The 17,574-nt window shown below is 50.0% G+C and carries 15 protein-coding genes; 7 read left to right on the forward strand and 8 right to left on the reverse strand.

What is annotated here, in order from left to right; genetic code table 11:
- Positions 1-30 precede the first annotated feature (30 nt).
- Positions 31-537 carry a pyridoxamine 5'-phosphate oxidase family protein gene (locus DRJ53_RS19920; protein ID WP_114237434.1) on the reverse strand — a complete coding sequence of 169 codons (507 nt, stop codon included), beginning with the start codon at positions 535-537 and terminating at the stop codon, positions 31-33.
- Positions 538-660: 123 nt separating this feature from the next.
- The gene (locus DRJ53_RS19925) at positions 661-1,710 is read right to left on the reverse strand and encodes an App1 family protein (protein WP_241558645.1); all 1,050 of its coding nucleotides are present in this window, start codon (positions 1,708-1,710) and stop codon (positions 661-663) included.
- Between the two features lie 60 nt (positions 1,711-1,770).
- Between DRJ53_RS19925 and DRJ53_RS19930 the strand changes: the two genes are divergently transcribed.
- From DRJ53_RS19930 to DRJ53_RS19940, 3 genes are all read left to right on the forward strand, one after another.
- A complete protein-coding gene (locus DRJ53_RS19930) occupies positions 1,771-2,667 on the forward strand; it encodes a diacylglycerol/lipid kinase family protein (protein WP_114237435.1) in 897 nt (298 codons plus the stop codon).
- Positions 2,668-2,848: 181 nt separating this feature from the next.
- Positions 2,849-3,046: a CsbD family protein gene (locus DRJ53_RS19935; protein ID WP_114237436.1), complete on the forward strand. Its 198-nt coding sequence runs from the start codon at positions 2,849-2,851 to the stop codon at positions 3,044-3,046.
- A gap of 281 nt (positions 3,047-3,327) precedes the next feature.
- Positions 3,328-5,214 (forward strand): ABC-F family ATP-binding cassette domain-containing protein, encoded by a 1,887-nt coding sequence (locus DRJ53_RS19940; protein ID WP_114237437.1) that lies wholly within the window; start codon positions 3,328-3,330, stop codon positions 5,212-5,214.
- A 413-nt stretch (positions 5,215-5,627) separates the two neighbouring features.
- Here the strand turns inward: DRJ53_RS19940 and DRJ53_RS19945 are convergent, their stop codons facing one another.
- From DRJ53_RS19945 to DRJ53_RS19970, 6 genes are all read right to left on the reverse strand, one after another.
- Positions 5,628-6,560 (reverse strand): glycosyltransferase family 9 protein, encoded by a 933-nt coding sequence (locus tag DRJ53_RS19945; protein WP_114237438.1) that lies wholly within the window; start codon positions 6,558-6,560, stop codon positions 5,628-5,630.
- 282 nt (positions 6,561-6,842) lie between these two features.
- Positions 6,843-7,820 carry a glycosyltransferase family 9 protein gene (locus DRJ53_RS19950; RefSeq protein WP_114237439.1) on the reverse strand — a complete coding sequence of 326 codons (978 nt, stop codon included), beginning with the start codon at positions 7,818-7,820 and terminating at the stop codon, positions 6,843-6,845.
- Between the two features lie 53 nt (positions 7,821-7,873).
- A complete protein-coding gene (locus DRJ53_RS19955) occupies positions 7,874-8,488 on the reverse strand; it encodes a DUF4254 domain-containing protein (RefSeq protein WP_114237461.1) in 615 nt (204 codons plus the stop codon).
- 183 nt (positions 8,489-8,671) lie between these two features.
- Positions 8,672-9,895: an MFS transporter gene (locus DRJ53_RS19960; RefSeq protein WP_114237440.1), complete on the reverse strand. Its 1,224-nt coding sequence runs from the start codon at positions 9,893-9,895 to the stop codon at positions 8,672-8,674.
- The gene (locus tag DRJ53_RS19965) at positions 9,879-10,556 is read right to left on the reverse strand and encodes a DedA family protein (protein WP_114237441.1); all 678 of its coding nucleotides are present in this window, start codon (positions 10,554-10,556) and stop codon (positions 9,879-9,881) included. Before DRJ53_RS19965 ends, DRJ53_RS19960 begins: the two co-directional genes overlap by 17 nt.
- A gap of 130 nt (positions 10,557-10,686) precedes the next feature.
- Positions 10,687-11,922: a dicarboxylate/amino acid:cation symporter gene (locus DRJ53_RS19970; protein WP_114237462.1), complete on the reverse strand. Its 1,236-nt coding sequence runs from the start codon at positions 11,920-11,922 to the stop codon at positions 10,687-10,689.
- A gap of 185 nt (positions 11,923-12,107) precedes the next feature.
- Between DRJ53_RS19970 and DRJ53_RS19975 the strand changes: the two genes are divergently transcribed.
- The 4 genes from DRJ53_RS19975 (at position 12,108) to DRJ53_RS19990 (ending at position 17,573) form a co-directional block, all read left to right on the forward strand.
- Positions 12,108-13,616 carry an amino acid permease gene (locus DRJ53_RS19975; protein WP_241558647.1) on the forward strand — a complete coding sequence of 503 codons (1,509 nt, stop codon included), beginning with the start codon at positions 12,108-12,110 and terminating at the stop codon, positions 13,614-13,616.
- Positions 13,617-13,802: 186 nt separating this feature from the next.
- Positions 13,803-14,525 (forward strand): YebC/PmpR family DNA-binding transcriptional regulator, encoded by a 723-nt coding sequence (locus tag DRJ53_RS19980; RefSeq protein WP_114237443.1) that lies wholly within the window; start codon positions 13,803-13,805, stop codon positions 14,523-14,525.
- A gap of 76 nt (positions 14,526-14,601) precedes the next feature.
- Positions 14,602-15,009: a thiol-disulfide oxidoreductase DCC family protein gene (locus tag DRJ53_RS19985; RefSeq protein ID WP_114237444.1), complete on the forward strand. Its 408-nt coding sequence runs from the start codon at positions 14,602-14,604 to the stop codon at positions 15,007-15,009.
- 356 nt (positions 15,010-15,365) lie between these two features.
- A complete protein-coding gene (locus DRJ53_RS19990) occupies positions 15,366-17,573 on the forward strand; it encodes a hypothetical protein (protein ID WP_114237445.1) in 2,208 nt (735 codons plus the stop codon).
- The last annotated feature ends 1 nt before the right edge of the window (position 17,574 follow it).

Here is a 17,574-nt window from a genome sequence, read left to right on the forward strand (position 1 = left end):
GCAAAACTACCGTTCACCCCCGCCCTTTTTTTATATATCCAGTTTGCCTTCGGCTCCTTTGGCCACTTCTGTTTTGCCGGTAACGGCAGCCGTAGCCATTTTCAGAAACTGCATCATTTTGCCGGTTTCCGATTCCCAATAGTATACATCAGTTGGTGTTACTTTCAGCAGCGCAAGGTTGGGGTCATCCACGCCGCCGGGGAAATATGCTTTTACCACAGGGCTCCATTTTTCCTTGATCAGCCCGCGGTCGGTAGTAACGGTGCCTTTGCCCCACACATCCATATAATTGGTTTTGCCGGGGTGTGCAAACGTGAGGTGCACATCGCGGTCGGCTGCTACCTCTTCTACTTTTATCGACCGGATATCGGTATAAAACCAAAGACTGCCGTCATCGTCCACAGCCACGTTGGCCATGGGGCGGGTATGCTCCTGATCGTCATCGCGGGTGTTGGTAATAAACATACAGATCCGCACATCCTCCACTATCTTCTTGAATTTCTTCAGGGCTTCTTCGTTTTGTAGGTTCTTCTCCATATTGATTGTTTTTGCTGCTCCTGTTGGTATAAAACTTATGCCACTTTGGTGCAGGTGCTGCGTTGCAGCTTTTATTTACCAATGATATTGTAACAAAATACAGCAGTGTCTGTCTGCCATATTCTATTGTTGCAAAACAGGACTGCCGGTACCCACCGCCATTTCTTTATCGCTGATGAGGCCAATTTTACGGGAGTGCAAAATGGCTTCTTCACTGTGTTTGAAAAAGCAATATGGTACGCCTGCCTGCTCGATCTTGATCAGCACTTCCTGAACTTTTGCGCGGCTTTGCTCAAACACATCGCGGATGTACACCGCCTGTATGCGGCCCGGGAAGTGGCGCACCAGCGACTCGTAGATATAGGGATCCTGCTGCGATGAATCGCCCAAGAGCACAAAGCGCTGCGAAGGATAGGCCTCCAAAATGCGCACAATACGGGTAAACTTAGTGTGGTGGTTGTTTTGGCCGGTTTTAAAAATTTGTCCAAACTCCTTGAGCACATTAAGCAGGAACACACCACGGGGTAAGCCATTAACGCCGGTAAATTCCAGTATATAATCGTACAGGTTCCACTCCGAACTGCTTACATAAAAAAACGGGTTGGGCGCATCGGGTGTGGTGTTGCCAAGTGCCAGCATCTGGTAATGCCGCACCACGCCTTCAAATGGTTTGCGGCTGCGGGCATTTTGGGTAAACAATACTTTTAAGCGGCGGCCCATATGCGCCGAATGCGACACGAGAAACGTATCGTCGATATCGGAGATAAAACCGTACTGCGTTTGGTGCGGCACATACACCGCCCCCACCGCTTTGTTTTTGGCCACACCCTCGGCGCTGTGCACCGTTACCTGCACATCGTGCCAGCCGGTACGCAGCGGCGGATCGTCGGTCCACTTAAATGCAAAAAAACCATCCGTATCGGTGTGGCCGCTGTATTTTTTTCCTTCCCACTCCATTTCCACCAAAGCGCCGGCCACGGGTTTTACAATAAACAGGCGCAACAACGCAATGGCATTGTGTACCACACTTTTGCGGTAGCGGCGTGGCGGTTTGGGGCCCAGTTTCAGCACATGCCCATAGATCACCATCTGCTCCGTGTGTCCGTAACCGTGGTACACCTTTACCTGCAAACCAAAATGCAGCCCCAGCCAATGCAGCAACCGGGCACGCATCCGCATCCCCTTTGGCCTAATGTGGTCATTATTTTGCATAATGGGGTAAACGCAATAAACATGCAAAAAGAACCTGCGCAAAAACTCCTGTTCGTCATCAATCCTGTTTCGGGCGGTAAGGCCAAACAGGATTGGGAGGAGTTTATCCGCAACTATTTCAGGGATCAGCCGCACAGCATGGAGTTTTTTTTACTCACCGGCAACAACGACTCCGCTTCTGTAGCGCATTATATACAAACCATTCAACCCGATAAAATTGTGGCGGTGGGCGGCGATGGCACCGTGAAGCTGGTAGCCGAAATCATCAAAGGCACCGAAATGACGATGGGCATTTTGCCTGCCGGATCGGCCAACGGCATGGCCCGCGAACTGGGCCTGCCCATTGATAAAGAAGAAGCGCTGAACGTGATCCTCAACGGAGAACGACGGCCCATTGATGCCATTGAAGTAAATGGCGAGGAAATATGCATTCACCTGGCCGATATGGGGCTGAATGCCATGCTGGTAAAATATTTCGACGATTCGCCGGGCCGCGGTATGTGGGGCTATGGGCGATCCATTTTCAAAATGCTGTGGAACAAACGGATCATCAAAGCCACCATACAAACCGACGAAGGCGTGCTGCGCCGAAATGCCTATATGATTGTGCTGGCCAATGCCCGCATGTATGGCACCGGAGTGACCATCAACCCGAAAGGCGCAATCGACGACGGGCAATTTGAAATTGTGATTGTGCGGCGCCTCAATTTTTGGGCGGTGCTGAAAGTGCTGATGAACCACCGGAATTTTCCGGAAGAGCATGTGGAAATTGTGTCGGCAAAACGACTGCACCTGAAGGCCAAACACCGTGGCTATTTCCAGGTAGACGGCGAGTACCGCGGCCGGCTCCGCGAGGTGCGTGCCCGCATATTACCGCATTGCTTGTACCTGATGCTCCCTAAAACCAGTGATTTGTGAGATTGGAAAGGATGGGTATGATTGGCGTATACGGATGCAAAAATCACTTCTTTAACAACAGCATCAGCTTGCAAATATTTTGAACCCATCTTAAAAATCCTTCCAAATCATACAAATCACTGGTTCATCATTGGTTCCTTTTGGCACGAATATTTTAACCCTACCCCAAAAACCTACAACTATGGACAGATGGGAATTTGAAGGAAAATGGCATGAGCTGAAAGGCAAAGCCAAACAAGCTCATGGCGACCTCACCGATGACGACCTGCGCTACGAAGAAGGCAAGCAGGAAGAATTATACGGCCGCATCCAGAACAAACTGGGTAAAACCCGCGACGACGTTGTTCATTGGCTCCGCAATCTCGGCAGCGATCGCTAGCGAAGTGTCGAACAGACGACCACGGAACAGATGAACGACGAAGTTGGAGCTGCTTAAAGCTGCTCCATTTGGTCAACAGCCAGTAATCAGTAATTATTCATTTTTTAATTACTGATTATTGGCTGTTTCATTTTCCACCCATCAGACTTTGTTCCACATTCGATATTCTTCCCTCACTTCTTCTGTTCGATATTCCTTGCTCATCTGTTCGACATTCCTCCCCTTGTTCATCTGTTCGATATTCTTCGCCATTCCTGCCCGGCACGGGTTATTTTTGCGCCATGCATTATGTGTCGGCCGAAGGCTTAACCAAATCGTATGGCGTTAAGCCCCTTTTTGAGGATATTTCATTTCATATTTCCGAAGGCGATAAAATAGCGCTGGTGGCCCGCAACGGCGCCGGCAAAAGCACCCTGCTCAAGATCATTGCCGGTAAAGACGTGGCCGATGGCGGCAAAGTGTGGGTGCACAAAGACGCCGAGGTGGCCTACTTTGAGCAAAACCCCAATATGCTGGAGGGCCGCACGGTGCTCGACAATATTTTTCACCACGCACACCCCGTGCTCAACGCCATCAAGCGGTACGAAGCGGCTGTGGAAGCGCAGAACGATACCGAGTTGGGCGCTTGCCTGGCACAAATGGACGAACTGGGTGCCTGGGATTTTGAATCGAAAGTAAAGCAGATACTGGGCAAGCTCAACATCCACCAGTTGCAGCAAAATGTATCTACGCTGAGCGGCGGCCAGCGCAAACGCGTAGCCCTGGCCCGCACCCTCATTGATATTGGTTTTGAGCATCGCCATGTGCTGCTCATTATGGACGAACCCACCAACCACCTGGATGTGCAAATGGTGGAATGGTTGGAGCATTACCTCAACAAAGAAAACGTAACGCTGCTGCTGGTTACCCACGACCGATATTTCCTGGATGCGGTTTGTAATGAAATATGGGAGCTCGACCGCGGCATGCTGTACACCTACAAAGGCGACTACGCCAATTACCTGGAGAAAAAAGCAGCCCGTGAAGAAAGCGAGGCCGCATCCATCGATAAAGCCCGCAACCTCTACCGCAAAGAGTTGGAATGGATGCGTAAACAACCCAAGGCCCGCACCACCAAAAGCAAAAGCCGTCAGGACGCTTTTTACGAAGTAGAGAAAAAAGCAAAGCAGCAACTGGAAACAGCGCAAATGGAGCTGCAGGCAAAAATGAACCGCCTGGGCGGTAAAATTGCCGAACTGAAAAAAGTGTACAAAAGCTACGGTGAAAAAACCATCCTGAAAGGCTTTGACTACACCTTTAAAAAAGGCGAACGGGTGGGCATTGTGGGCAAAAACGGTGCGGGCAAATCCACCTTTATCAAAATGCTGCAGCACCAGGAAGAACCCGACAGCGGCAAAATCAATATTGGCGATACGGTGGTGTTTGGCAACTACTCGCAGGAAGGCTTGGAGATCAAAGACGACATGCGGGTAATTGAGTTTGTAAAAAACCTGGCAGAAAGCTTTCCGCTGGCGGGTGGCGGATCGCTCAGTGCGGCGCAGTTCCTCAACCTGTTCCTGTTTCCGCCCGAGCAGCAATACACATATATCTCTAAATTGAGCGGTGGCGAAAAGCGGCGCCTGCACCTGCTTTCCATTCTATTTCGCAACCCCAACTTTTTGATTCTCGACGAACCGACCAACGACTTGGACCTGCCCACGCTGGCGGTGTTGGAAAACTTTCTGTCGGAGTTTGGCGGCTGCCTCATCATTGTTAGCCACGACCGCTATTTTATGGACCGGCTGGTGGATCACCTGCTCGTGTTTGAAGGCGAAGGCGCCATCCGCGATTTCCCTGGCAACTACAGCCAGTACCGCGAGTGGCTGAAGACGCAGGAAGCGGAGGAAAAAGAAGAGAAAAAAGAACCCGTTGCGGCAGCCCCAAAAGCAGCACCGGCAAAGGTAGGCCGCCGCCTTTCGTATAACGAGCAGCGTGAGTTTGACGGTTTGGAAAAAGACATTGCATCGCTTGAAGCGGAACGGGCGGAAATCATGGAAAAGCTGAACCAGCCGGGCTTGCCATTCGATGAGTTGCAACGGCTGACGGAACGTATTGGCACCATTGCACAAGATATTGACAATAAGGAGTTGCGGTGGCTGGAACTGTCAGAAATTTCTTCGGGAAGTTGAGCAACGAATTAGATTGATTTGTATATTTACAAGGAGCATCTTTCGAAACGTAACCAAAGATTGTTATCAATCCAGTAAACTGTGAAAGCGGGATTTTTTAACTATTAAATCTTTGCGTATGAAAAAGTTCAACGCTTTTTTTCACGATGAAACTGTAAAGGATAGTGTTTTGGTAGCGCTGATTTTAGCCGCCATTGCTGCAGTTTCTCTGTTCGTTATCTGATGATGCAATTGCCGGGCAGCTAACATGCCTTGCGTACTTGCTTAGTTTTTCCAAAAAAATAATAGAAACCAAGATTCGGCGAAGGCGCCAACCCCAGGTTGCGCGGCCTTCGTTTGAAGCTACTGAAGGCCTGATGCGCATGTGCACATCAGGCCTTTTTCTTTGTCGTAAATGTGTTTTAAACAGGCATTCATTTTTGAGCCAACAAGCTATTGGCCGATTGCACCAACCGGGCGCCGGTTGCTGCATGTTCCTTTGCCCCGGCATTGTTGTTTATCTGTAGCAGTTCAAAACCAGGCGTTTTCCCCCCATTGGGAGCTGCGGCATAAAAAGGCGTGAGCTCGACCCCGGCCTCTTTGCCTTCATACCAAGCAACTACAGGTTTAGCAAAAGCCGCTGCTACCTGTATCCAACCTGCATCCCCAGCTACAACTACCCGTGCACGCCGCAACAGGTCGGCCGATTCGGCATCGGTAAATTTGCCGCAAGCATTGTACACTTTTATGTTATCCTCTTCGGCTAAACGCTGTGCTGCATCATGCAGTGCTTTGCCACCGGTGATGATGATGGGAAATTGTAATTGGCTACAAAAATGACGAAGCACATCGGGTTGAATAGTTAGCGCTTGCCCAAGTGCCAGCGCCACAAATCCTGCACTGTGGGCCGCCGGCACGTCCTGCTGTGGCACCTGGTGCGCTGGTGCAATAAAATAGTCCAGTCCACCGCCATCGTATTGCACACCAATTGGTTGGGCCAGGCGCACCATATCCAAGGCCGTGTATTGTTTCCGCTTTTTTCGAAACCATTCAAACACGCCGCTCCAAAGCGACGGCTTTTTAAAAGAAAGGTATGAGATACCCGCTGCGGCGGCCCAATGCTCGTTTTCTTCCAGGTGCGCCACATCCATCACCAGGTCGTATTTCTGCGGCGACAGGTTTGCGTGCAGTTCTTTCACCGGCACCAGCCGATTGACGGCAGGATTGGCCTCCAGCCCAAACTCCAGTTCCTCCGGAACAACCACGTGCAGCTGCGCATCGGCTACTTGTCGGTGCACACAACGCAACAGTGCCGTGCTGCTCACAACATCGTATAATGCCGGCGGCAAAATGACCAGGATATTCATGGTTAAAAGGTAGGTACAGTTTCAATACCACAAAGAGTGCCGGTTCGAAAACTTAAGATCAGACTGCTATTGAAGTAGGTTTATACTACACAATGTCTGTCATGCCGAAATCCATTCGGCAGTTCCTACATCTGGCAACGCTTACCAAAGCATAAGGGGATGCCGAAACAAGTTCGGCATGACAACCCGAAGGTTCAAAAACGCTACTTCTTATCGATTCAGCTTAAAGCAATGAATGCAGGAAAAAGCAATTAAAAAAAATGCAAAGGAAGATTGCTGCGCCTACAAACCGAGCACACCCATCACCCTATTGTACACCGAAAGAGGTGCGATGCCGTGCATGCAGGCAAGGTCGGGCCGTGGGCCGGGCTTGTTGCCAAACACAGAACAAGGTCGGCAATCAAGGTCAATTTGCACCGCATTTTTCGGGGCCTGGCCCCAGCCGTAAAAACCGGCAAAAGGATGTGTGGCGCCCCAAATAGAAACCACCGGCACACCGTACATGGATGCCAGGTGCATATTGGCCGAATCCATGCTGACCACCGCATCGAGGTGCGCAATAAACTGTAATTCTTCAGCAAAGGAAAGCGTGCCTGCGATAACCTGAAGGCGTTTATTTTCAGCAGCCCATTCTTGCAGAATGGGTACATCGGCCTTGCCACCCAACAGGTAAATATTTAGTTGCGGGTGTTGGGCCAGCAGTCGCAACACTTCTTTCATTTTTTCGGCAGGATAAGTTTTGCGACTGTACTGGGCAAATGGCGCAATCCCGATCAATTTAGTGCCGTCTTTTTTAGCGCCGGAAATAGCGGCTGGCATTGGGCCCTTTTCCTTAATGCCTGTATTTACATTTAACTGCACCGGCAAACCCAATGCAGCAAACACATCGGCATAACGCTGAAAGGTCGACTTCAACGGCTGCAGTATTTTATTTTCGGGGCGGGTCAATGCTTTTTTTTCTGCACGGCCTTTATCTACGCTGGCCCACTTAAAGCCAGCCACGGTAAAGAATAACCGTAAAATGCAGGTACGCAACACATGGTGCAGATCGGACACCGCATCGATTTTTCGGGTGTTGGTTAGTTCTTTGAATAAACGGAACAAACCGGCAAAACCCTTGTGCTTTCTTTTTAAATCGGCGGCGAAAAAATGGAGCCGGTCAATGCCGGCAAACAGTGGCGCATGAAACGCAGTGGAAACAACAGTGACCTCCAGATGCGGATATTGGTGCAGCAGGTTTTTGATCACCGGCACTGTCATCGCCACATCGCCCAATGAAGAAAAACGAAAAACAAGTATGTGCTGTGCGGACTTCAGGAAGTGCTTTTTTGTGCGTACAAAATCGGGTTCAGCGCTTCGTCGTTATACATTTTCATTTGCTTGTACACTTTCATGTATTTACGGCCGGCAGCAATATCCTGCGACAGTTGATCGATGGCTGAAGAAAGATCGGTGCGCTGTTCCAGTAACACGGCCAGCTTTTTTGCACAGGCAGCGCGGTGCGCATCGGTGGCGTTTTCGCGGTTGGCCTCCAGCTGCATGTGGTAAATTTTCAACTCCAGAATGGAAAGCCGGTCAATGGCCCATGCCGGACTTTCGGTGTTGATGGTTGCATCGGCTGCAGGCTGCACGTTATTGAATTGCTGCAACAGGTACGAATCAATAAATTCAACCATATCGGTACGCTGCTGGTTTGATGCATCAATACGGCGTTTGATGGCCAGTGCGCCAACCGGGTCGATCTGCGGATCGCGAATGATGTCTTCGAGGTGCCACTGCACCGTATCGATCCAGGCTTTTGCATACAACAAAAACTCGATGCTGCCGGGAGTAAAAGGATTATTAGATGCCGCATCTACATCATCATGCAGATGATAATCGGCAATGGCCTGCTGAAAAACAGGAATACAAACCGCACTGTTGATCATAAAAAAAATCGCCTGTTGCAGCGACGGCGCAAAGATAAGGCAGGCGGAAGGGAAGGCAAAAGGCAAAAGTAAAAAGGCAAAAACGGAGCGACTGATCAATAAAAACCGAACCAGCAACTTACTTTAAACCATGAGCCATTATTCAACATTTCACGTTTGACGTTTCACCTTTCACGGCGCAGTTCAGTGCTCCAAAAAGTTCAGGTCCTTGCCAAATGTTTCTTTTGATAAAATGGCGGCTACCACAGCAATGGCCATCACGATGGAACCCGTTACCAGTGCGGCGCTGGCGTAATCCATCGATCCGCGCAGGCTTTTAAATAATACGATGATTAGCGGCAACGAACCCCGCACCACGTTGGGAACAGTGGTGGCCGCAGTGGCCCGCAGGTTGGTGCCAAACTGCTCCGCAGCCATGGTTACAAAAATGGCCCAAAAGCCCGTGGCAAAACCCATAGCTGCGCATATCCAATACATGTTGGCGGCCGAGCCCCCGTCCTGGTTAAAGAACAGCAACACTGAAATGGCGGTCAATGCGTAAAAAATATACAGCGCTTTTTTGCGGCTGCGCAAACCCTGGCTTACAAAGCCAATGGCAATATCGCCCAAGGAAATACCGGCATATGCGTACATGATGGCCTTGCCCGGCGACACCGGTTCTGTAATGCCGAAGTACTGCGCAAACTGGTCGGAAAATGTAACCAACACCCCGATCACATACCAGGTGGGCAGGCCAATTAAAATACTGAGCAGGTATTTTTTAAAACGTTCGCCTTTGTTGAAGAACATGAGCAGGTTGCCCTTTTGCACCCGGGCTTCCTTAGCCGCTTCAAACATGCCCGACTCAAATACCGACACACGCAAAAACAGCAACAGCAAACCCAATGCGCCACCAATGTAGTAGCACAAGCGCCAGTCGAAGGATTGCGAAACAAAATAAGCCACCACCGCACCGGTAAGGCCCAGCCCCGCCACCAGGGAGGTAGCGATGCCGCGTTTTTCTTTAGGTAATAATTCGGCTACCAGCGTAATGCCGGCGCCCAACTCGCCTGCCAGGCCAATGCCTGCAATAAAACGCACCGCCGCATACTGGCCGGTGGTAGTGATCATACCATTGGCAATGTTCGCCAGCGAATACATAAGAATGGAACCAAACAGCACGGAGCGGCGGCCTTTGCGGTCGCCCATAATGCCCCAAATAATGCCGCCGATGAGCAGGCCGGCCATTTGCCACGAAATAATATTTTCACCAACCGTAACCAGTTCATCGCCCCTGAGGCCCAGGTCCATCAGGCTTTGGCGGCGCACAATGCCAAACAGCAACAGGTCGTATATATCTACAAAATAACCAAGCGCACCTACAATAACCGGGATGGAAAGAATGCCGTAGCTACGGTTTTGCGTCATAATCGTTAGTTGGCGGAGTGGGTACTATTTTCTTTTTGGCAAAAAATAATTTATACAACACCGGCAACGTAGTTACCCCAATCATCACAAATACAATGGGCTCAATATAGTCGATCAGTTCGATACCATATTGCTGTTTGAAAAAAGTATTCAGGTAATAGCCCGACAACATCATGCTGCACACCCATGCCAGCGAACCGGCCACGTTGTAAAACATAAAGGTTGCTTTTTCCATGCGCACCACGCCGGCAACGATGGGCGCAAATGTGCGGATGATGGGCAGGAACTTGGCGAGGAAAATGGTGCCTTTTCCATAACGCTCATAAAACTCGCGGGCTTTTTTAAGGTGTTTTTGCTTAAAGAAAAACGAGTCTTTACGTTCAAACAGGAGCGGGCCTGTTTTAAAGCCAAACCAGTAACCCACAATGTTGCCCAGCACCGAAGCAAGGATCACTAAAATGAGCACAAAGGAAAAATGGGCGCCGAAAAATTCTTCGGCCAGCTTATCAAGCACCAGGCCGGCGGCAAAAAGCAGCGCATCGCCCGGGAGAAAAAATCCAACAAAAAGCCCGGTTTCGGCAAATACTACCAACAGCAGGAAATACAAACCGCCATTTTGTAAAATCCAATCAATAAACTGCTGTATAAATCCTTTGTCCATGGTTTAGGGATAGTGATGAAATTTACGATTGACGATTTTGGATTTACGATTATTTAAAACCTGATCGCTTCACCGACACATTCAAACGCAACAACAATCTACAATCGTAAATCTTAATTCGTCAATCGTTCTAGCTTTCCAGTTCGCCTTCCCACTTGCTCACCACGGAGGTGGCCAGGGCGTTGCCCACTACATTGGTAGCGGTGCGAAACATGTCGCAAAAATGATCGATGGGCAAAATTAGCGCAACGCCTTCCGGCGGAATGTTAAACATGGCGCAGGTAGCCAGCACCACCACCAGCGATGCACGGGGCACACCGGCAATGCCTTTACTTGTAAGCATCAGCACCAGCAGCATGGTTAGCTGTGTAGCCAGCGGCAGATCAATGCCGTAAGCCTGTGCAATCGCCAGCGATGCAAAGGTCATATACATCATACTGCCGTCAAGATTGAATGAATAACCCAGCGGAAGAATAAACGCCACTATGCGGTCGCGGCAGCCAAAGCGCTCAAGTTCTTCGGTCAGTTTTGGAAACACGGCTTCCGACGATGTGGTGCTGAATGCAATGAGCAGCGGCCCGCTGATGCGTTGCAGCAGGGTTTTCATTCTGCTGCCTAAAATAAGGTAACCTACACCCAGCAGCAGTATCCAGAGCAGCGCAATGCCCAGCAGGAAATATAAAAAGTAGATAATGTAAAAACTAAAAATGCGGGTGCCGTTTACCGCCACCACCGCGGCCAGCGCACCAAACACACCAATGGGTGCAAAATTCATTACATAGCCCACCACTTTTAATATGATGTGGGATGCAACATCCAATGCTTTGATAACCGGCTTTGCAAAATCGCCCATGGAGGCAGCAGCTACACCGAAGAAAATAGAAAACACTACCAACTGCAGTATCTCGTTGTTTGCCATGGCCTCGAACAGGGACCGAGGTATAACATGCTCAATGAAATTTTGCAGCGAAAAACCCTGTTGCTTCGACATCAGGTCGGAAAGGCCTGCGGTGTCGGATTGCGACAGGTCGATGTACTGACCTGGTTTGAAATAATTGACCAGCAGCATGCCCAACAGCAGCGATGCCAGCGATGCCGTAACAAACCACAAAATGGCTTTGCCACCTACCCTTCCCACGGCTTTCAGGTCGCCCAGTTTGGCGATGCCTACCACAAGGGTGGAGAATACCAGCGGCGCAATGATCATTTGCACCAAACGGATAAAAATGGTGCTGAGCAGTTTGATGTTTTTGGAAAACTGGGCCCGGAACTCAGGCGTTGTTGTATTGAAAATCATCAGCCCCAATAAAAAACCAAGGACCATTGAAAGCAAAATATAAATCGTCAGCCTGTTTCCTTTTCCCATGTGGTGGATAATGATAAAGGGCCGAAAATCGGTAAAAAAAAGGGTGGGTCGAAATTTTTTTGTCCGCACCATACCCACATCGCACCATAAATGATTAGGACCTGAAATAGAATTAATCATTACTTTACGCACCTAAAATTTTACACGCTTATATGAGTTTATTTGCTAAAAAGTCTTTGCCGGCTATGTTGGCGCAAGCCGCCGACAACGAAAAAGGCTTAAAACGTACCCTCGGTGCAGGCAACCTGGTTGCACTGGGAATTGGCGCCATCATTGGCGCCGGTTTGTTTGTGCGCACCGCTGCTGCTGCCGGGCAGGCAGCCGGTCCGGCGGTAACTTTGTCGTTTGTGATCGCTGCTATTGGGTGCGCATTTGCCGGACTTTGCTATGCCGAGTTTGCTGCCATGATCCCGATTGCGGGCAGCGCATATGCCTATTCGTATGTTACCATGGGCGAACTTATTGCCTGGATCATTGGCTGGGCACTTATTATGGAATATGCACTGGGTGCCGCTACGGTATCCATTGCCTGGAGTGAATATTTAAATACGCTATTGGGAGGGGCGATACCATACGAATGGAGCCACTCGCCTTTTGAAAGCTTCACCGACTCTGCCGGTGTGCTGCACCAGGGTATCCTCAATGCTCCTGCCCTCATCATCTTATTGTTGCTTACGCTGCTGCTCATCAAAGGCACACAGGAATCGGCCATGGTAAATGCCGTGATCGTATTTATTAAAGTGGCTATTGTACTGGTGTTTATTGCAGTGGGTTGGCAGTTCATCAACCCCGCCAACCACACGCCTTACATGATTCCGGAAGGCACTGCACCATTTACCGACAGCGCCGGCAAAGTGATTGCCGACTACAGCGGTGTGTTTAAACACGGCTGGGGCGGTGTGCTCGGTGGCGCGGCCATCGTGTTCTTTGCCTTTATTGGCTTTGATGCGGTGAGCACTGCGGCACAGGAAGCCAAAAACCCGGCCCGCGACATGCCTATTGGTATCCTTGGCTCGCTGGCGGTTTGTACCATTTTGTACATTCTGTTTGGCCACGTACTTACAGGTGTTTCACCGTGGCAGGACTTCGTAGATCCCGTTAAAGGCCGTGAAGCTTCGGTGGCGTATGCTATTTCCACGTACATGCCAGGCTATGGCTGGCTGGCTACTGCGGTAACTATTGCCATCCTTGCTGGCTTCTCTTCGGTGATCCTGGTGATGCTGATGGGCCAGAGCCGCATTTTCTACACCATGAGTAACGACGGCCTGATCCCCAAAGCATTCGGCGACCTGCACCCTAAATACAAAACACCCTACAAGGCCAACTGGATCTTGTTTGTTTTTGTAGGTGCATTTGCAGCCTTTGTACCGGGCCACGTAGCCGGCGATCTTACCTCGTTTGGAACCCTGTTTGCCTTTGTGCTAGTTAGTGCCGGCGTATGGCTGCTGCGCAAAAAAGAACCCGAGATCAAACGCCCGTTCCGTACACCGGCCGTTGGCTTTGTATCGACCATGGGTGTGCTGGTGTGCACCGGTATGATCATTGCGCTGGACCGCCAAACGCTGACCGTGGCGTTTGTGTGGATGATCATTGGTCTGATCATTTACTTTGCTTACAGCCGCAAACGTTCCAAGCTCCGCAACTTTGCGGATGTGCTGCCTACAGCCGACGATTTTGAAAAACGTTCATTATAAAAAAACCAAACCGCCTTCGGGCGGTTTTTTCTTGCCCTGTTCTGCCTAATTTTGCAGGCCCGGTGGGGGTTGACAAAGTTCACAAGTTCACGGGTTCACAAGTTGTGCTGAAGCGAACTCGTGAACCCGTGAACTTTGGAACAGGTGAACTATAAACTACCAAACTAAAAACTACAAACTCATTCTATGGGTCGCATATTTGAAGTAAGAAAAAGCACCATGTTTGCCCGGTGGGACCGGATGGCCAAACAATTTACCCGTGTAGGAAAAGAAATTGTGATTGCCGTAAAAGCCGGCGGCCCCGACCCTGCCACCAACCCGGCCCTGCGCCGCGCCATGCAAAACGGCAAGGCCGTTAACATGCCGAAAGACCGCGTGGAAGCCGCGATCAAAAGGGCACAGGGCAAAGACATGGCCAACTACGACGAGATCCTGTACGAAGGATATGCGCCCCATGGCGTGGCCGTGCTGGTAGAAACCGCTACCGACAACCATGTACGCACCGTTGCCAACGTGAAATCGATCTTCAACAAAGGCGGCGGCACGCTGGGCAACAGCGGCTCTGTGGCATTTCAGTTTACCAAAATGGGTGTGTTTAAACTCAACCCCACCGACCTGAACGCCGAAGACCTGGAGCTGGAGCTGATTGATTTTGGCCTGGAAGAACTGGGCGAAGGCACCGGCGAAAACGGCGAAGAAGTGCTGGTGGTGCGTTGCTCGTTTACCGAATTTGGCAACATGCAAAAAGCATTGGAAGAAAAAGGCCTCACGCCGCTCAGCGCCGAATTGGAATGGATTCCATCAACCACAGTAGAACTGAACGAAGAACAGGCGCAGGATGTGCTGAAGTTGATTGACAAACTGGAGCAGGACGAAGACGTGCAAAAGGTTTTTCACAACCTTGCCTGATCGTTTCCATACATTCTTTTCAAAATGCCGGACCTTTGGTTCGGCATTTTGTTTACCGGCATCAACCAATCTTTTTATGAACTCCGCAGCACGGCCCATTATATTGTTCGACGGCGTTTGCAATTTCTGCAACGGCGCCATCAACTTCCTGATCCGGCAGGATAGAACAGGGCAACTGCTTTTTGCACCACTGCAAAGCAGCACCGGCCAGGCGCTGCTGCAACAACATGGTTTACCCACCGAGCAATTTGGCTCTTTTGTATTGATCAAATCAGGAAAGGTGTATCAAAAATCAAGTGCGGCGTTGCAATTGGTGCCCCACTTGCCCTGGTACTGGCAGTGGGCAAAGTTGGGTGCGCTGCTGCCCGTTCGCTGGCGCGATGGCCTGTATCATTTTATTGCACGCAACCGGTATCGGTGGTTTGGAAAACAAACGGTGTGCATGGTACCAACAAAGGAAGTAAGGGCACGTTTTTTATCCTGACAAATAATCGCCCAAGCACTCCTGTTTTTATCAAAACGGTGCTGCCCCTCGTAATTCTACTTTTTTACAATAAGTGTTTTTACCACCAGCCGGTTCGGGGAAAATCTTACTGCAGCAAAATTGATTGTTGCCAGTCACTACTAACACCCAACACGTGAAATGCATGCGGGACGCAAGTTTCAGCGCATAACATTTTCAAACTTTCCACATTTCGGCTGTTGCATGCAGGCAGCATTTACCGGTTACAGCCACAAAACCTGCGCATTATTTTTTTATTTTGATCTGCATTTTCTGTATAGCAACGCCAGTCCATATCCTACAAAATTGCGTTGGCATACACTCAATGTTCCTATGAAATGAAAAGGCTGTTTACGCTTATATTTCTCTGCTGCCTGTCGTGGTCGGTTGGTGCCCAACTCGATTCGGCCGGTGCATCTTACGTTGACTTCAGCGTGGATGCGGATACGCGTACCGGTTTTCAAAAGATCAGCGCACTGCATCCCGATTCTACTTTTCATCACGACGACTGGTTTAAACTACCGGGCTATAATGGCCGTGGCCGCGGCGTCATTGACACCACCGGTGCTGCCGCCCTGACTGCGCAACTAAAAGCCAAACCCAATACTTCGTTTGTCAAGCGTATGTCGCTGCCTCCTTACTCTATTTTACCCGTAACATATGCCAATGGAGCGCCTATTGGTCACCGGTTTTGGGTGGATGGCGTGTACTTCAGGGACAACGCCATTGGCGATGATTCCACTTCTTTTACCGGCAGTAAAAACGGCGATAATCCTAACAACTGGATCGGTACCATTTCGCCGGTGAGCGACAAAACCGACATTATTGATGTATACACGCATGTGCGTACATCGGGCACCCGGCCACAGGCCGATTCGGCCTGGTTTTTTGCAGGCGTGGCAACAGTGGGCACCAACGGTTCGCGGTATTTTGATATAGAAGTGTACCGCGAAAACATTTCCTACAGCCCGGTAACTAAACGGTTTACATCGGCGGGCACATCAGAAGGTCATTCGGAATGGCGGTTCGACAACAGCGGCAACGTAATTCAAACCGGCGACATCATTATCTCCGTTACTTATTCGGCCGGCAAAGCACCGGAAATCGATTTTCGCATTTGGGTGAGCAATAATACTTACAGCACCAGCAAACCCAGTGCGTTTAAATTTGGCAGCAAGTTCAACAGCATAGGCACTGCAGGTTATGCCCAAATACTTTCCAACTCAGGTAGCTCCAACTGGGGCAGCGGTGTATCCAATTATATCTCCAACAACTCGACTTCGGACAGTACCTATTCAACGCCGTGGGGCACCATCAACGCTACCACCAAAGCATGGGGCCAGCACTACGACAAGTTGCAGTTTGTGGAAGTAGCGCTCAACTTTTCGCGGTTTGGGATGAACCCGTTTGCATATGTTACATCATTTTGTAAATCGCCGTATGCTACCATCCTGATCAAGTCGCGCAACTCGGCGGAGTTCAACTCCAGCCTTTCCGACTTTGTGGGGCCGCAAAGTTTTACCGTAAAAAACCTGTCGCCTTTTGCCGCAACGACCGATACACTTAGCTGCGCCAAAACATCGGGAACCATTCAACTGCAATCCGATGCACGAAATTATTACCGCTGGTTTAACCTGGCCGGCGACACATTGCAACGCGATAGTGATGTGCCCACATTTTCAGTAAACAAAGCCGGCACCTACATTGTAGAAGCCACCAACTTCCAGGCATGTGCGCCGATGAAGCGCGATACCATTGTGGTGAGTGGCGACTATTACAAACCCGTGGCACACATAGATGCATTTCCACCCAACCCCTATCACCAGTTGATGGGCGGCAACGTTGCTGCATCCAACTATCCAACGCCGTTTGGATCGTCGCAAGGTTTGCTTTGGAACTGGAGCGGGCCGAATGGATTTACCTCCACCATACAAAACCCGAAAGTGGATACGTTGTTTGGCAAAACTTATGAATTGGTGGTAACCGAAAAACGGAATGGCTGCAAGGATACGGCCATCTTCGACCTCGCCATTTTATTTAATGCGGCAATGCAGCTTGAAGGACGATTGATTGCGGGCACTACTAACCTTTGGTGGAACCGGCCCGACGCTGCCGGCAACTGGAGCTACGAAGTGCAGAAAAGCACGAACGGCGTGCATTTTACCACGATTAAAAATATTGCTGCTACGGGCATGGCAAGGCTTACGTTTAAAGAAGATGCCGGGCAAACGCCGGGATTTTACCGCGTGGTGGCCCATGCACCCGGCTCTGCACCGCTATTGAGTTCGGTAGTAAAGCTGCATGGAAGCCTGCATGCACTTAAGGTATGGCGCACCGAAAGCCGCAACACACTGATGGTGCAAACTGCAGCAAACGGCACACCAACCGAGGTGCGGGTATTTGATTTATCGGGCAGGCTGTTGCAAAAAACAATGGTGGCCGCCGGTGCTACAACCGCTATGCAACTGCCTGCGGCGTATTATTTTCAACCGGTTATTGTGGCGCTTTTCCAAGACGGGCAATTGGTATATTCCAAGCAATTATAAA

This window comes from Paracnuella aquatica, from assembly GCF_003332885.2.
In the GTDB taxonomy this organism is placed as follows: domain Bacteria; phylum Bacteroidota; class Bacteroidia; order Chitinophagales; family Chitinophagaceae; genus Flavisolibacter; species Flavisolibacter aquaticus.

Coding starts and splice junctions, on each gene's coding strand:
- DRJ53_RS19920 (WP_114237434.1), bottom strand. CDS start 537: ATGGAGAAGAACCTACAAAACGAAGAAGCCCTGAAGAAATTCAAGAAG.
- DRJ53_RS19925 (WP_241558645.1), bottom strand. CDS start 1,710: ATGCGTGCCCGGTTGCTGCATTGGCTGGGGCTGCATTTTGGTTTGCAG.
- DRJ53_RS19930 (WP_114237435.1), top strand. CDS start 1,771: ATGCAAAAAGAACCTGCGCAAAAACTCCTGTTCGTCATCAATCCTGTT.
- DRJ53_RS19935 (WP_114237436.1), top strand. CDS start 2,849: ATGGACAGATGGGAATTTGAAGGAAAATGGCATGAGCTGAAAGGCAAA.
- DRJ53_RS19940 (WP_114237437.1), top strand. CDS start 3,328: ATGCATTATGTGTCGGCCGAAGGCTTAACCAAATCGTATGGCGTTAAG.
- DRJ53_RS19945 (WP_114237438.1), bottom strand. CDS start 6,560: ATGAATATCCTGGTCATTTTGCCGCCGGCATTATACGATGTTGTGAGC.
- DRJ53_RS19950 (WP_114237439.1), bottom strand. CDS start 7,820: ATGACAGTGCCGGTGATCAAAAACCTGCTGCACCAATATCCGCATCTG.
- DRJ53_RS19955 (WP_114237461.1), bottom strand. CDS start 8,488: ATGATCAACAGTGCGGTTTGTATTCCTGTTTTTCAGCAGGCCATTGCC.
- DRJ53_RS19960 (WP_114237440.1), bottom strand. CDS start 9,895: ATGACGCAAAACCGTAGCTACGGCATTCTTTCCATCCCGGTTATTGTA.
- DRJ53_RS19965 (WP_114237441.1), bottom strand. CDS start 10,556: ATGGACAAAGGATTTATACAGCAGTTTATTGATTGGATTTTACAAAAT.
- DRJ53_RS19970 (WP_114237462.1), bottom strand. CDS start 11,922: ATGGGAAAAGGAAACAGGCTGACGATTTATATTTTGCTTTCAATGGTC.
- DRJ53_RS19975 (WP_241558647.1), top strand. CDS start 12,108: ATGTTGGCGCAAGCCGCCGACAACGAAAAAGGCTTAAAACGTACCCTC.
- DRJ53_RS19980 (WP_114237443.1), top strand. CDS start 13,803: ATGGGTCGCATATTTGAAGTAAGAAAAAGCACCATGTTTGCCCGGTGG.
- DRJ53_RS19985 (WP_114237444.1), top strand. CDS start 14,602: ATGAACTCCGCAGCACGGCCCATTATATTGTTCGACGGCGTTTGCAAT.
- DRJ53_RS19990 (WP_114237445.1), top strand. CDS start 15,366: ATGAAAAGGCTGTTTACGCTTATATTTCTCTGCTGCCTGTCGTGGTCG.